Genomic DNA, 14,353 nt, shown 5'->3' on the forward strand with positions numbered 1-14,353 from the left:
CTTCCATGTGTCCCTGATGTTGGGTAGAGAGTGGCGTGGATGCAGTGATTGGAATATCTAACGGCGATCCAGGCCACACATTACCTAAAACTTGCAGGTTATTTCTTTAATCCTGCAATGCACGGCGAGACAAACAACTCGCCCCGCCAGGCGCCCTGCACGGTCCGTTTGGCGACGATCAGCCACATCACCGCCAGCAACACCACCAGCACGCAGCCGAAGGCACTGAAAAACGTGAGGTTCAAGGTGCTGGCCAGTTTCAACGTCGCCAGGGAATAGACGCCCAACGGGAAGGTGAAACCCCACCAGCCGAGATTGAACGGAATACCGATGCGCAGGTAACGCAGAGTGATGAGCACCGCGATCAGCATCCACCACAGACCAAAACCCCATAGGGTGATCCCGGCCACCAACCCCAGCCCTGCGGCGATGTCACCGATGCCCGGCAGACCGTTGGCCGCAAAGATCGCCGGCGCGTCGGCGCCCAGCAGCAACATGCCCAGCGCCCCGGTGCCGATCGGGCCGAGCGCCAGCCAGCTGGAAGCGGCCATGTTTTCGTGGGGCAATTTATGCAGCGCCATGCGCAGCAACAGAATGGTCAGAATGCTGAACGCAACCGGTAGGGAAAATGCCCAAAGCACGTAGCTGGTCACCAGCACCACCAGTTGCGAATGGGCGTCGGCCAGGTGCGGCGCCAACAGACCACCGCTGGCGGCCGCCACTTCTGCCGCCACCACCGGCAACAGCCAGACGGCGGTCATCTGGTCGATGCTGTGCTCCTGACGGGTGAACATCAGGTAGGGAATCAGTACGCCGCACGCCACAGACATCGCCACGTCCAGCCACCACAGCACCTCGGCGACATGAATCACGCCCTCGCCCCAACGCGGCAGACCGAACAACAAGAAACCATTAATGATGGTCGCCAGGCCCATGGGAATGGTGCCAAAAAACATAGAGACCGTGGAGTGACCGAAAATCCGCCGCGCCTCATCGAAAAACAGCGCCCAACGCGCCGCGTATAGCGCAGTGAACAAAACGAACAGCACAATATTGAGCAGCCAAAGGGCTTCAGCAATTGCGTGCAAACCGGCATTTGCGCCCGGCAGCTGCGCCAGCGCCAACGCCAGCACGCCGGTGCCCATGGTGGCGGCGAACCAGTTCGGCGTGAACTGGCGGATGACTTCACGCGGATGCTGCAAATGACTGAAGGGTTTGAAACCGGCTGGGGCAGTGTTGGGGCATGTCATGGTGAACTCCTGTCCTCTGTTGAGGTGGAGCTCATGGTAGATCCGAATCGAATATCGATATAACGGGTAATATCTCTAACTGTTATCTGTTTTGCAGATATGACGTCAGGCGCAGACTTTCACGGACCGCTGACGCATCAACGCGAGCAGAGCGCCGACCGAGAGAGTAATCAGCACCACGCCGTAACCATCGGTGGTGGCCACCAGCCCGAAGGTCCGGGTCAAGTTTCCGGCCAGCAACGACGGCAAGCAGAACGCCAGATAACTGAGCACGTAGTAAGCCGACATCAACCCTGCCCGTTCATGGGGTAAGGCCAGCGGCACGACGCTGCGCAATGCACCGAGGAAACCGGCGCCGAAACCGCCACCGGCCAACAGCGTCCCGACGAAAAACAGCGTAAGGCTGGCGCTGTGCACCGCCATCAGAATCAGCGCGACGCCGGCGGGCAGCAGACTGCCGCCCAAGCGCAAAACCTTGTCGGCCGGCCGATCGCGCAGGGTGTAGATCATCAACGCGCCGGTCACCGTCAACACGGCCACTGTCGCACCGCCAATCAGATTGGAGGTCGATCCCGTGGCCGTGCGCACCAGAGACGGAGCCAAAGAAGCGTAAAAACCACCGAGCGCCCACACCGCGATATTGATCGGCAGCACCAGCCACAACGCGCGTCGCGCCTGGATCGGCACATGCAGCGTAGGGCGCAACGAGGCCCAGGCTCCCGGTTGGGGACTGACGCTTTCCGGCAAACGCCAGACGTACAGCGCTTGCATCACAAACAGCGCGAACAGCACCCAATAGGTCAACTGCAATGGCAGTGGTGCAAACTCAGCCAACAAGCCGCAGCCCATGGCGCCCACCGCCATGCCCAGCAACGGCGCCACACTGTTGACCAGCGGCCCTTGCTGGCGATCGGTATCCAACAGCGCCGCACTCAGTACGGCAGTGGCCATCCCCGTAGCAAAACCTTGAAGCACTCGTGCGCTGATCAACCAGGCGACACTGTCTGCATTGATAAACAGCAGCATCGCCAGCATGTTCAACATCACAGCGGTAAAAATCACCGGTTTGCGCCCCAGGTAATCCGAGAGCGAACCGACCGTGAGCAATGCCGCCAGCAAGCTGATGGCGTACACGCCGAAAATCAGGGTCAGGGTCGCAGCCGAGAATTGCAGGTGTTCCTGGTACAAGTGATACAACGGCGTCGGCGCCGTGGAAGCGGCAAGAAAACTGAGTAAGGTGATTGCCAGAAACCACAGGCTTGAACGATTAGACGTTGAACTGGACATTGAGCACACTCCGCAAAAGCTAACTTTTTGCTTTTGCGGAGTGTGCGACTGGCCGACGCTTAAAGCAAATTCTTTGTGTTAAGGTCCGATGCATGGCTATTAAAGAAGGTTTACGCCCGGGCGGTCGCAGTGCCCGGGTGCAAGAGTCGGTTCATTCGGCAGTCCGCGATCTTCTCGAAGAGCAGGACCGCACCACCGTGACTGTTCCGCAAATCGCTGCGCGCGCTGGCGTCACGCCGTCGACCATCTACCGGCGCTGGGGCGATTTGTCAGTGTTGTTGGCGGACGTCGCCCTCGCCCGCATGCGCCCCGAGAGCGAGCCGGCCAATACCGGCAGCCTGCGCGGTGACGTGCGCGCCTGGGCCGAGCAGTACCTGGACGAGATGAGTTCCGAGCCCGGCCGCAACATCTTGCGCGACGTGCAATGCAGCACCACGCCAGCCCTTTGCGCGACGATCATTGGCGGGCAGCTGCAAACGATTCTGGATCGTTACCCCGATCAGCCGAAACCGAACGTTGATCGGCTGATCAACATGGTGGCGGCGCCGACGGTGTTTCGGATCCTGTTTTCAGCGACGCCGCTGGAGGTTGAGGAATTGCATCGGTTGATCGAGATTGCTCTGAATCAGTGATAACGCCATCGCGAGCAAGCTCGCTCCCACAGGGGATTTGTGAACGACACAGATGCAATGTGGGAGCGAGCTTGCTCGCGATGGGGCCGGAAAAAACACCCAAGATCCAACTGGCACACCGCCTGCGACACCCCGCCACGCCGCGACCTTGGTCGACACTGACTAACCCCGGCCATCGTGCGAGACTGTCTGTCCGGGCGGGAGTCCCGGGTGTCTTTTGTCTGGAGTTCCCATGTCGCTGTCCAGCGGGCTGATCGCCGCCGTCGCCCTGGCCTATATGGCCATCATGTTCGCCATCGCCTTCTACGGCGACCGTCGCAGCACGCCATTGCCGCCGCGAGTGCGCGCCTGGGTGTACAGCCTGTCGCTGGCCGTCTATTGCACCAGCTGGACCTTCTTTGGCGCCGTGGGCCAGGCCGCCGAACAGCTCTGGTCTTTCCTGCCGATCTACCTCGGGCCGATCCTGCTGCTGGTGTGCGCGCCGTGGGTCCTGCAAAAAATGGTGATGATCAGCAAGCAGGAGAACATCACCTCCATCGCCGACTTCATCGCCGCGCGTTACGGCAAATCCCAGTCGCTGGCGGTGGTGGTGGCGCTGATCTGCCTGGTCGGCGTGTTGCCCTACATCGCGTTGCAACTCAAGGGCATCGTGCTCGGGGTGAACTTGCTGATCGGGGCCGGTGCCGACGCCATGGGCACTCGCGCCCAGGACACGGCGTTGATCGTGTCGCTGGTGCTGGCGTTGTTCACCATCGTTTTCGGTACCCGCAACCTCGACGCCACCGAACACCACCGCGGCATGGTGCTGGCGATTGCGTTCGAATCGCTGGTCAAGCTGTTCGCGTTTCTCGCGGTCGGCGCGTTCGTGACTTACGGCCTGTACGACGGTTTCGAAGACCTGTTCGACCAGGCCATGCTCGCCCCGCGTCTGGAAGAATACTGGAAGGAAACCATCAACTGGCCGTCGATGGTGGTGCAGACCGGCGTGGCAATGATGGCAATCATCTGCCTGCCCCGGCAGTTCCACGTGACGGTGGTGGAAAACATCGACCCTCAGGATCTGCGCCTGGCCAAATGGGTGTTTCCAGCCTATCTGGCGCTGGCGGCGCTGTTCGTCGTTCCTATCGCCCTCGCCGGTCAGATGCTGCTGCCGAGCTCGGTACTGCCGGACTCGTTTGTCATCAGCCTGCCGCTGGCCCAATCCCATCCTGCCCTGGCGATGCTGGCGTTTATCGGTGGCGCCTCAGCGGCGACCGGCATGGTGATTGTCGCTAGCGTGGCGCTGTCGACCATGGTCTCCAACGACATGCTGTTGCCATGGTTGCTGCGGCGCAACAACGCCGAGCGGCCGTTCGAAGTGTTCCGCCAGTGGATGCTCTCGGTGCGCCGAGTGAGCATTGTGGTGATTCTGCTGCTGGCCTACGTCAGTTATCGCCTGCTCGGCTCGACGGCGAGCCTGGCAACCATCGGCCAGATCGCTTTCGCCGCCGTGACCCAACTGGCCCCGGCCATGCTCGGCGCGCTGTACTGGAAACAGGCCAATCGTCGCGGTGTGTTCGCCGGTCTCGCTGCCGGGACGTTCCTGTGGTTCTACACCTTGATCCTGCCGATTGCCGCCAACAGCCTTGGCTTGTCCTTGAGCAGTTTCCCCGGCCTGGCCTGGCTACACAGCAACCCGTTGAACCTGCCGATTACCCCGCTGACCCAAGGCGTGGTGCTGTCTCTTGCGGGCAACTTCACGCTGTTCGCCTGGGTGTCGGTGCTGTCGCGTACGAGGGTTTCGGAACATTGGCAGGCGGGTCGCTTCATCGGTCAGGAAATCAGCGCCCGCCCCAACGCCCGTTCGATGCTGTCGGTGCAGATTGACGATTTATTGCAGCTGGCCGCACGCTTCGTCGGCGAAGAACGCGCCCGTCAGAGTTTTATCCGCTTCGCCTACCGTCAGGGCAAAGGCTTCAACCCGAACCAGAACGCCGACAGTGAATGGATCGCCCATACCGAACGTTTGCTGGCCGGTGTGCTCGGTGCTTCTTCGACCCGGGCGGTGGTAAAGGCCGCCATCGAAGGTAGGGAAATGCAACTCGAGGACGTCGTCCGAATCGCCGACGAAGCCTCGGAAGTGCTGCAATTCAACCGCGCGCTGCTGCAAGGCGCGATCGAGAACATCACCCAGGGCATCAGTGTGGTCGACCAGTCGCTGAAACTGGTGGCCTGGAACCGGCGCTATCTGGAGCTGTTCAACTACCCGGATGGACTGATCAGGCTTGGCCGCCCGATTGCCGACATCATTCGCTACAACGCCGAGCGCGGCCTGTGCGGTCCCGGCGAAGCCGAAGTGCACGTCGCACGGCGCTTGCACTGGATGCGTCAAGGCCGCGCCCACACTTCTGAAAGACTTTTCCCCAATGGCCGTGTGATCGAGCTGATCGGCAACCCGATGCCGGGCGGCGGTTTCGTCATGAGTTTCACCGACATCACCGCGTTCCGCGAGGCTGAGCAGGCGCTGACCGAAGCCAACGAGGGCCTGGAGCGTCGGGTCACCGAGCGGACCCACGAACTGTCGCAACTCAACGTCGCCCTGACCGAAGCCAAGGGCACCGCGGAGTCGGCCAACCAGTCGAAAACCCGTTTCCTGGCGGCGGTCAGCCACGACTTGATGCAACCGTTGAACGCTGCGCGACTGTTCTCGGCCGCCCTTTCCCACCAAGACGACGGCCTCTCCGGCGAGGCGCAGAAACTGGTCCATCATCTGGACACGTCACTGCGCTCGGCCGAAGACTTGATCAGCGACCTGCTGGACATTTCCCGCCTGGAAAACGGCAAGATCAACCCCGATCCCAAACCGTTCGTGCTCAATGAGTTGTTCGACGTCCTCGGAGCCGAGTTCAAGGCGCTGGCCCGCGACCAGGGGCTGAAATTCCGCGTCAGGGGCAGTACGTTGCGCGTCGACAGCGACATCAAACTGTTGCGACGAATCCTGCAGAACTTCCTGACCAATGCCTTCCGCTACGCCAAAGGGCCGGTGCTGCTGGGAGTTCGCCGACGCAAGGGCGAGCTGTGCCTGGAAGTCTGGGACCGTGGTCCGGGCATTCCGCTGGATAAACAGCAAGTCATTTTCGAAGAATTCAAGCGCCTAGACAGCCACCAGACGCGCGCTGAGAAAGGCCTGGGACTGGGCCTGGCGATCGCCGACGGGTTGTGTCGCGTGCTCGGTCATACCTTGCGCGTACGCTCCTGGCCGGGGCGCGGCAGCGTGTTCAGCGTCAGCGTACCGTTGGCTCGGGCGCAATCCGCGGTCCCGACCAAGGTCGCCGAACTCAATGGCAAATTGCTGAGCGGCGCGCAGGTACTGTGCATCGACAACGAAGACAGCATCCTGATCGGCATGAACAGCTTGCTCACGCGCTGGGGTTGTCAGGTCTGGACCGCGCGCAACCGCGATGAATGCGCGGCGCTGCTCAGTGACGGAGTGAGACCTCAATTGGCGCTGGTGGATTACCACCTGGACGATGGCGAGACCGGGACCGAACTGATGGCATGGCTGCGAACCCGATTGGGTGAGCCAGTACCAGGGGTAGTGATCAGCGCCGATGGGCGACCGGAGATGGTGGCCCAAGTGCATGCGGCGGGGCTGGATTACCTGGCTAAACCGGTGAAACCGGCGGCGTTGCGGGCGTTGCTGAGCCGGCATTTGCCGTTGTAACCCTGCAGATTTCGATACACACCACTGTGGCGAGGGGGCTTGCCCCCGCTCGGCTGCGCAGCAGTCGTAAATCAGGCAACGCGCTCTTACCTGAAGAAATCGGGTGAATGGTTTTGGGGCCGCTTCGCAGCCCAACGGGGGCAAGCCCCCTCGCCACAAATATCAGCGGCAACAGAAGTCTATTCGGGTAATTCGGCCAATCCATCCACATCCGTCATCGCCCGCTCCAGCAAGTCTGCCGGCAGGCTCTTGCTCGCCCGCGCGCCAAGCAACTTGAGTTGCTCGCTACGGCTGACCAGATTGCCGCGGCCTTCTGTCAGCTTGTTGCGCGCCGAGCTGTAGGCTTTGTCCAGTTGCTGTAAGCGATTGCCAACTTCATCCAGATCCTGGATGAACAACACGAACTTGTCGTACAGCCACCCGGCCCGCTCGGCGATTTCCCGGGCGTTCTGGCTTTGGCGCTCCTGCTTCCACAGGCTGTCGATGACGCGCAGGGTCGCCAGCAGAGTGGTCGGGCTGACGATCACGATGTTGCGGTCGAAGGCCTCCTGAAACAGCGTCGGCTCAGCCTGCAATGCGGCGGAAAACGCCGCTTCAATCGGTACGAAGAGCAGGACGAAATCCAGGCTGTGCAAACCGTCGAGACGCTTGTAATCCTTGCCGGCGAGTCCTTTGACGTGAGTGCGCAGGGATAGAACGTGCTGCTTGATGGCGATCTGGCCGATGGCATCGTCTTCGGCCGCGACGTATTGCTGATAGGCCGTGAGGCTGACCTTGGAGTCGACCACCACCTGTTTGTCGCCCGGCAGATAAATGATCACGTCCGGCTGGAAACGCTCACCGTCCGGGCCCTTGAGATTGACCTGGGTCTGGTACTCGCGCCCCTTCTCCAGGCCCGCATGTTCAAGCACTCGCTCAAGAATCAGCTCGCCCCAGTTACCTTGGGTTTTCTGCCCTTTCAAGGCGCGGGTCAGGTTGGTGGCTTCGTCGCTCAGGCGCAGGTTCAGCTGTTGCAGCCGCTCCAGTTCCTTGGCCAGGGAAAAACGTTCGCGGGCTTCAGCCTGATAACTTTCTTCGACGCGCTTTTCGAAGGACTGGATGCGTTCCTTCAACGGATCGAGCAACTGACCGAGGCGTTGTTGGCTGGTTTCGGCAAAACGCTGCTCGCGCTCGTCGAAGATCTTGCCTGCCAGCTCCGCGAACTGCGCTCGCAGCTCGTCTCGCGAGCCCTGAAGGTCGTTGAGGCGCTGCTGATGGCTTTCCTGCTGCTCACGTAGCTCGGCGTTGAGCGAAGCGGCCTGGGCGTCCAGACGACGCAACTCAGCCTCTTTGCCGGCGCGCTCCAGATTCCAGGCGTGGGCGGCATCGCGGGCGTCGTCACGTTCGATCTGTAGCAGTTCGACTTCACGGCGCACGGCGGCGAGGTCTGCCTGTTTGGCGGCGTTGGCCTGGCCCAGATCACCGATTTCATCGCGGCAGGCTTCGAGTTGGGCGTTCAATCCATCCTGAGCCAGATGGGCCGTGGCCAGACGCTCTTCCAGCAGCGCAACCTCTGACTGCGTGGCGCTCGCTCGCCGTTGAAGTTGCCAGGCCAGTACCAGTAACGGCAGCGCAGCGCCCGCCAGACCGAGCAATGCGCTGGTCAAGTCCATAGCCATAGCCACTCCTGCCAATGAAATAAAGCTTGAAGGTTAACCAAGGCGTCAGGTCTTGGACAGCTCAGTCTTCGATCAGACCCAGTTCCTGCTGGGCTCGCCGATCCCCTGCCCGCGCGGCCGAACGCAAAAGGTCCTGGCCGATACGGCGATCCCGGGCATTCCCGCATTCACGGCACATCAGCTGACCGAGACGGCTTTGCGCGGCCACGACCCCTTCACGGGCTGGCTGCTTGAGCAAACGTCCGGCGAAGTGTTTGACGTTGTGGTTTTCGCCCAGACGCGGGCTGTCCAGCAGCCACTCGGCCACACGCATCGAAAAGCGCTTGGGCGGGGTAATACTGGGAGGTGTGGAGGTTGCAGAAACTGATACTGAGCGAAACTTCATAAAGCACTGTGGGGCAGATCGGAAGGCGCGCCACTCTACTCTTTTTTTCTTACAGGTAAAGCCTAAAAAAACCCGGCACGCCCGTCCTAGAGCAAGCGCTCGGGACAATCCACAGAAGCTGTGGATAACTCAGTGGACAACCGCCCTTGAACTCTCGCAAAGCCCTATGGAATGGGGCTCGCAGTCAAACTGACGATTTTTTCACCAGTAAAAAAAAGCGATGTTTTTCATTGACTTAAATTTTGGTTGCAGGCACCCACTGCGTTTGAAGGGAAGATGACAGCGGCGTGACACCCTCCGCGACTTATGTGCACAAGTACATTCGAGGCAGTTATATCGATGCGCTTTTTCGGCGCATTTTTTGCCTGCACTTGGGGATAAACCTTGGCAAACCCATGATCCAGGCTGGTCCTGGCCCGATGAGCAGTGACTACCAATAGTCGGAATGTGTGCTATTACAGGGCAAGTCTGCGGGTCATGGCTTTTTCCGAGTGCCAATCCGGACGTTGAATGAGGGCGTTCAGAGAACTTTTTTGCTAACACACTTCCCTTCAGCAATTCAATCCGTTAGTATCCGCGGCGTTAGTACCAAGCTGAAAGTCAATTCTGGTCGAACAAATCCCCCCGGTCAGCCTTCCCAAAGGAAGCCTCCACCGACAAAGCGGGATCGACCACCTCGATGGTTTCCAGGTAAATCTTGCGTCAACACAGCCTTTGATTCGAAAGCAAAGGGTGTTGCCAAGCTCACTTACTCTGACCGAACCAACCTGCAAATTGATCAGGATCTTCACCCTGGGCCCAGAACCTTTGCCCTTGATGTGTTGCCTGCCCTCCTAAGTACCTACCTGCCAGCCCAAGCGCGCCAATTTATCAGCGCTTCAAACTGGCTGCTTTGTTCCAGTCGGGTTCTTCGTTCGACCAATGGTGGTCGTCGTCACTGGAACGTTTTAACTTTGCACGGTTCTTATCCGTGTCGCTTGTAGGAACACCCAATGACTATGTCTACTCAAATCCACACCCAGGATGCCATTCGCACCCTAACCAATGCTTTTGCACCAATGAACTGCCTGATCATGGCTGCTCGCAAAGGCTGCTTCAGCTTCACTCTGGTCAACGAACACGGCATCGCTCGTCACAGCGAACGTCTGTACCCCGATCAATACTCCAGCGCCGAGCCGCTGCAGGCCGTGATCGAGCGTACCCGTCAGGCACTGGTTGCCTGATACGCCAGAAAGACTGAAAACCTCAAAAGCCTCGCTCAAAAAGCGGGGCTTTTTATTGCCCGAAATTTCTCTTTTCGCCGCCGCCGCCTAAGCACTAACCGATATAACGGTTATAACTGGCAGCCGGAAATATTTTAAAAACAGGCCTTTACGGCGCGAATATGACACTACACTTCAACTCAAGCGGCTTGAGCCGCTTCCGGCGAGCCTGAGTCGATTCACCCGCTGCCAAGGCCCCTTCAGGTATCGCCGACCATTTCACGTTTCGAGGGCTTTATGGGTATCGCTGCCAGCGAACTGTGCCGTTATGTGATCCGCCCGACATTGATTTACCTCGGGTGCCATAGCGCAACTGCCGAATCCCTGCTGCTGGGCGTCGCCGCCAGCCAGTCAGCTCTTGGTACCGCCCTGCATGACCGCCGTGGACACGGCCTGTACCGAATCGCCGAACCCCGCCATCAAGCACTTTGGGACCACTACCTGGCACTTGACCCGGAACGCGCAAGCCTGGTTCGCGGCCTGGCCAGCCAACATGCTTTCCTGAGTGGTCCGCACCTCGAATTGACCGTCAACCTGCGTTACGCCACAGCCATCGCCTGGCTGCTGGTAGAAGAACAGAACACCCCCCTCCCCGAAGCAGACGACTTGCTGGGCATGGCCCGTATCTGGCGCCAGACCTTCCAGCCTCAAGGACGCCTGAGAGACTTCACCTGCGCCTGGCAAACCTGTGTTTCACCGCTGAATCAGGTCGCCTGCTGATCTGCTGTTTCCACAAGATCGCGAAACTGCTGCGATTTTGGTCGGATTGTCCTACAAAACCGCTCTAAATCAAGCCTCACAGCCTATAGCGCTGGGACGAAAATGTTGGTAATTTTCGCCCCGGTGATCACCAGGAGTTCTAATAATGAAAAAAGTAATGCTCAAAACCACCCTTAGCCTCGCCGTTACCTTGGCATCCACTCAAATCTTCGCGAGTGGCTTCGCCCTCAACGAACAAAGCATCAGCGGGATGGGGACAGGTTTTGCCGGGCGATCTTCTTCTGCCGACGACGCATCCACCGTTTTTGGCAACCCTGCCGGCATGTCTCGCCTCAAGCGCGAACAAGTAACCGGTGGTGTTGCATTTATCGACGCGCACGCTGATATCAGTGATGCGAGCTCCAGCCCGAATAGTGGTACCAACAAAGGTGACATGGTTCCTTTCATGGGCGTTCCCATGGGTTACTACGTAAAACCAATCGATGACCATTGGGCAGTCGGTTTCGGCGTCTACGCTCCATTCGGCCTGGTGACCGACTACGAGAACGGCTTCGCCGGCAAATACTTCGGCAGCAAGAGCGAAGTCAAAATCGTGACTCTCCAGCCAACCGTCAGCTACGCCTTCAACGACAAGGTGTCGATCGGTTTCGGTCCGACCATCAACCGCATCGACGGTACCCTGGAATCGAACCTGTCGCTGAACCCTCGCGCAGCGGACGGCACCGTCAAGATCAAGGGTGACGACACCGCGCTGGGCTACAACATCGGCATCATGGTTCAAGCCCTCGAAAGCACTCGCCTCGGCCTGACCTATCACTCGAAAGTGAAGTACAAGCTCGAAGGTGACACCAAGGTCAACTACGGCGTGCTCGCGGCGCTGGGCCAGAACCCGAACCAGAAGTTCGACGCTTCGCTGGACATCACCACGCCTGAGTCGGTGGACTTTTCGGTCACTCACCAGCTGAACGACCAGTGGACCCTCTACGCAGGCAGCACCTGGACTCGCTGGAGCCGCCTGAAAGAGATCTCCGTCGAGAACGAAGGCGTTCCTGCCGCCCTGGCCGCACGCGGCTTTGGCACCATCACTGAAGAGCAGAACTGGCACGACACCTGGGCTCACGCCATCGGTGCTTCGTACCAGCTGAACAAGCAGTGGGTGCTGCGTACCGGCCTGTCGGTTGACCAGTCGCCGACCAACAACGAAAACCGCTCTCCACGCATCCCGACTGGCGATCGCAAGATTTTCAGCCTGGGCGCTGGCTGGAGCCCGACCGACGACCTGACCATCGACGTGGCGTACTCGTACCTGCGCGAAGAGTCGGTCAAGGTCAACAACAGCAACGGCCGTCAGAACTACAGCGCAGAGTATGAAAACTATGCGAACGGTTTCGGTGTTGGCGCAACCTACCGCTTCTGATGATTCACGGCGAGCCTGAACCTCTGGCCGCCTGAATTGAAAAAGCCCCGCTCTCTTGTACAGAGGCGGGGCTTTTTAACGGGCGTCGATCAGGGTTGCGAGGCCAGGGCTTTCTCCACTGCTTCGATGAACTCGGGATCATCAGGCTTGGTCAGGCTGGAGAAACTGGCGATCACCTTGCCCTTGCGATCGACCACATATTTGTAGAAGTTCCACTTCGGCGCGGTGCTCTGCTTGGCGATGATCTTGAACAAGTGCGTCGCGTCATTACCACGGACTTTCTGCGGTTCAGTCATGGTGAACGTCACGCCGTAGTTCACGTAGCAGACCTTGGCAGTCTCTTCGCCATCCTTGGACTCTTGCTTGAAGTCGTTGGACGGAACACCGATCACCTCCAGCCCCTGATCCTTGTAACGCTGATTCAGCGCCTCAAGGCTTTTGAACTGCGGGGCGAAACCACAGAAGCTCGCGGTATTGACCACCACCAGCGGTTTGCCAGCGAAGCGCTGGCACAGGTCGATGGATTCCTTGGCGCGCAACTTGGGCAACGAGCCTTGCAAAAGCTCCGGGCACTCAGCCGCTTGAGCCAATCCACTAAACGCTACCAGTAACGCGGGAACTGCGAGCCAACGCATCAGCATGTCGGTGCATCCTTGAGAAATCGTCAAAAACGAAGTTACTCGCCCTCCTATCCTGCTAGCAAGCACCCATGCCCAGTTGCATCAACGCCAGCCCGCCCTGATGCCAGCCCCACCACGACAGGGCCAGCAGCAAGGCGCAGACAGCGACGACAGCGATCCGCGGCCAGAGACTGTTCATATCGCACTCATCTGTGTTTGCAGGCGCGCCACCGGCTGCTCACGCACCGGCCAGTTCAGGGCTGCGGCCAACAGGCTCAAGAGAATCGCCACTTGCCAGATCAAGTCATAGCTCCCGGTTCGGTCATACACCACCCCGCCCAACCAGCCGCCGAGGAACGATCCGAGCTGGTGAAACAGGAAAACAATCCCACCGAGCATGGACAGATTTCGTACGCCGAACAAGGTCGCGACGGTGCCGTTGGTCAAGGGCACGGTCGACAGCCACAGAAAACCCATGGCCATGCCAAACAGGTACGCGGTGGTCGTCGTGACGGGCGCCCACAGGAACAACCCGATCACCACTGCCCGCAGCAGATACAGACCAGTAAGCAAACGTGGCTTGGACATCCGTCCGCCAAGCCAGCCCGCCGTGTAGGTACCGAAAATATTGAACAGCCCGATCAGCGCCAGCACCGTCGTACCGACGCTCGCCGGGAGGTGCTGATCCACCAGATAAGCCGGCAAGTGCACGCCGATGAATACCACCTGGAAGCCGCAGACAAAAAAGCCGAACGCCAGCAGCCAGAATCCCGAATGGGAACAGGCCTCGCGCAGTGCCTCGGACAGCGTTTGCTCATGACCGAACACCGGCAGCGGTTTGTCTTTGAGCATGCTCACCAGCGGCACAATCAGCGCCACCAGCAGCCCCAACACCAGTAATGCGGCTGACCAGCCCAGCCAGCCGATCAACCCCAGCGTTCCGGGCAACATGGCGAACTGACCGAAAGAGCCGGCTGCGCTGGCAATGCCCATGCCCATGCTGCGCTTCTCTGGCGGCACTGCGCGGCCGACCACGCCGAGGATCACCGAGAACGAAGTGCCGGACAGGCCAATACCGATCAACAGGCCGGCACTCAGGGACAAGGTAACGGCCGAATCCGACAGGCCCATGAACACCAGACCCAATGCATACAAGACACCGCCGACCAGCACCACTTTCGCGGCGCCAAAGCGGTCGGCCAGCGCGCCGGTGAATGGCTGCGCCAGGCCCCAGATCAGGTTCTGCAAGGCAATGGCGAAGGCAAACGTCTCACGCCCCCAGCCGAACTCGGCACTCATCGGTGCCAGAAACAGCCCGAAGCCGTGCCGTACGCCCAAGGACAACGCGAGAATCAGCGCACTCCCCACCAACACCCAACCGCACGTACGCCACATCGATGTCATTCTTATTCTCCGGTA

Annotated in this window: 12 protein-coding genes; 5 read left to right on the forward strand and 7 right to left on the reverse strand. The window is 59.7% G+C overall.

Translation table 11 applies throughout. The features are described 5' to 3' along the window. Positions 1–98: 98 nt before the first annotated feature. Both ACA056_RS20385 and ACA056_RS20390 read right to left on the reverse strand, forming a co-directional pair. A complete protein-coding gene (locus ACA056_RS20385; RefSeq protein ID WP_497267293.1) occupies positions 99–1,250 on the reverse strand; it encodes a TDT family transporter in 1,152 nt (383 codons plus the stop codon). A gap of 105 nt (positions 1,251–1,355) precedes the next feature. Continuing rightward, a complete protein-coding gene (locus ACA056_RS20390) occupies positions 1,356–2,537 on the reverse strand; it encodes an MFS transporter (protein ID WP_497267295.1) in 1,182 nt (393 codons plus the stop codon). A 92-nt stretch (positions 2,538–2,629) separates the two neighbouring features. Between ACA056_RS20390 and ACA056_RS20395 the strand changes: the two genes are divergently transcribed. Beyond that, entirely contained in the window at positions 2,630–3,169 is a 540-nt protein-coding gene (locus tag ACA056_RS20395) for a TetR/AcrR family transcriptional regulator (protein WP_497267297.1), read from the forward strand. A gap of 232 nt (positions 3,170–3,401) precedes the next feature. Further along, entirely contained in the window at positions 3,402–6,872 is a 3,471-nt protein-coding gene (locus ACA056_RS20400; protein WP_497267299.1) for a hybrid sensor histidine kinase/response regulator, read from the forward strand. A 179-nt stretch (positions 6,873–7,051) separates the two neighbouring features. Here the strand turns inward: ACA056_RS20400 and ACA056_RS20405 are convergent, their stop codons facing one another. Continuing rightward, positions 7,052–8,416: a DNA recombination protein RmuC gene (locus ACA056_RS20405; RefSeq protein WP_165353327.1), complete on the reverse strand. Its 1,365-nt coding sequence runs from the start codon at positions 8,414–8,416 to the stop codon at positions 7,052–7,054. A 175-nt stretch (positions 8,417–8,591) separates the two neighbouring features. Next, positions 8,592–8,915: an SEL1-like repeat protein gene (locus ACA056_RS20410; protein ID WP_415770488.1), complete on the reverse strand. Its 324-nt coding sequence runs from the start codon at positions 8,913–8,915 to the stop codon at positions 8,592–8,594. Between the two features lie 998 nt (positions 8,916–9,913). Between ACA056_RS20410 and ACA056_RS20415 the strand changes: the two genes are divergently transcribed. The 3 genes from ACA056_RS20415 to ACA056_RS20425 all read left to right on the forward strand — a co-directional run bounded on the left by ACA056_RS20415 (position 9,914) and on the right by ACA056_RS20425 (position 12,314). After that, positions 9,914–10,138 (forward strand): hypothetical protein, encoded by a 225-nt coding sequence (locus tag ACA056_RS20415; protein WP_007898912.1) that lies wholly within the window; start codon positions 9,914–9,916, stop codon positions 10,136–10,138. A 276-nt stretch (positions 10,139–10,414) separates the two neighbouring features. Next, positions 10,415–10,897, forward strand: coding sequence for a hypothetical protein (locus ACA056_RS20420; protein WP_046053293.1), 483 nt, complete (start codon positions 10,415–10,417; stop codon positions 10,895–10,897). A gap of 145 nt (positions 10,898–11,042) precedes the next feature. Beyond that, complete coding sequence (locus ACA056_RS20425; RefSeq protein ID WP_497267302.1) at positions 11,043–12,314, forward strand: OmpP1/FadL family transporter; 1,272 nt, start codon at positions 11,043–11,045, stop codon at positions 12,312–12,314. Between the two features lie 89 nt (positions 12,315–12,403). On the opposite strand, the gene ACA056_RS20430 is transcribed toward ACA056_RS20425, so the two are convergent. The 3 genes from ACA056_RS20430 to ACA056_RS20440 are packed head-to-tail and all read right to left on the reverse strand — an operon-like array spanning position 12,404 to position 14,338. Further along, complete coding sequence (locus ACA056_RS20430; protein ID WP_056744048.1) at positions 12,404–12,955, reverse strand: glutathione peroxidase; 552 nt, start codon at positions 12,953–12,955, stop codon at positions 12,404–12,406. Positions 12,956–13,010: 55 nt separating this feature from the next. After that, entirely contained in the window at positions 13,011–13,133 is a 123-nt protein-coding gene (locus tag ACA056_RS20435) for a hypothetical protein (RefSeq protein ID WP_008148682.1), read from the reverse strand. Then, positions 13,130–14,338 (reverse strand): MFS transporter, encoded by a 1,209-nt coding sequence (locus ACA056_RS20440; RefSeq protein ID WP_497267304.1) that lies wholly within the window; start codon positions 14,336–14,338, stop codon positions 13,130–13,132. Before ACA056_RS20440 ends, ACA056_RS20435 begins: the two co-directional genes overlap by 4 nt. Between the last annotated feature and the right edge of the window lie 15 nt (positions 14,339–14,353).

Source organism: Pseudomonas sp. LBUM1666 (genome assembly GCF_059695775.1).